Source organism: Endozoicomonas acroporae, assembly GCF_002864045.1.
Classification (GTDB): domain Bacteria; phylum Pseudomonadota; class Gammaproteobacteria; order Pseudomonadales; family Endozoicomonadaceae; genus Endozoicomonas; species Endozoicomonas acroporae.
Map to the genome: position 1 here is coordinate 1 of NZ_PJPV01000064.1, position 890 is coordinate 890.

At 61.8% G+C, this 890-nt stretch carries 1 protein-coding gene; it reads right to left on the reverse strand.

Annotated features, from left to right (window positions below; all coding sequences use genetic code 11):
• Positions 1-890 (reverse strand): putative Ig domain-containing protein (locus CX664_RS11315; RefSeq protein WP_180966462.1); only part of this gene is annotated, 890 nt, incomplete at both ends.

An 890-nucleotide genomic window follows, 5' to 3' on the forward strand; every position in this document is an offset into this window, starting at 1 on the left:
GAGCTGGTAAAGCTCACTGACGTCACTGGCCGACAGGGCGCTGTCGAGGATCATCAGATCCTTGATGGTGCCATCGGTGGCAGTATCCTGTGGCCAGTTACTGGCACCGACCAGGTTGCTGGTCAACTCGACACCGGCGGGTCCCTGGCCGGGATTGTCCGCCACTTCAACACCGTTCTTGTACAGGTGCAAATGGCCATCAGCATCCACCGTCAGGGCCAGGTGGAAGGTTTCATCCAGAGAGAAGAAGTTATCAAACGCCACCGAGCCGACAATGGTGCCACCGTGGAAAATCTGGGCCTCTATTCGTCCTTCTGATGGGCTGGCGATCAGAATATTATCGGTACCAGCGCCATTGCCCAGGTCAACCATCCGTGCCCAGGCAGTGTGGCTGTGATAGGTAAAGGTGGTGGCAATGGTCATTGCCCCGTCAAGGGTCAGTGAACCGATGGAACCTCCGGCGCTGTTCAGTTGTACGCCTGAGTCACTGTGGGTGACGCCGCTGTTGAAGGTCAGTTGGTGGCCGTGGTCGGTCAGATCGGCAGCCACATCACCGCTGCCGCCCGCCAGGGCAAAGGCCGCCAGCGCATCGGCACCGGGGAAGGCCTGCAACTCGGGTGTTTGATTGTCCGCCGGTGGGGTCGCGGGGTCGGCCGCTACCGCCAGGGTAAAGGTGTCCGAGGCGCTGGCCAGGCCATCACTGGCGGTGACCGTAACGGACAGCGAGCCGACGTCACCACTGCCGGGAGTACCCGAGAACGTGGTGCTGGCAGCATCAAAGCTGAGCCAGGCGGGCAGGGCACTGCCATCAGCCAGGGTGGCGCTGTAGCTCAGGGCGTCACCTTCCAGATCGCTGAAGCTGTCTGCGGGCAGCTGGTAGCTGAAGGGGG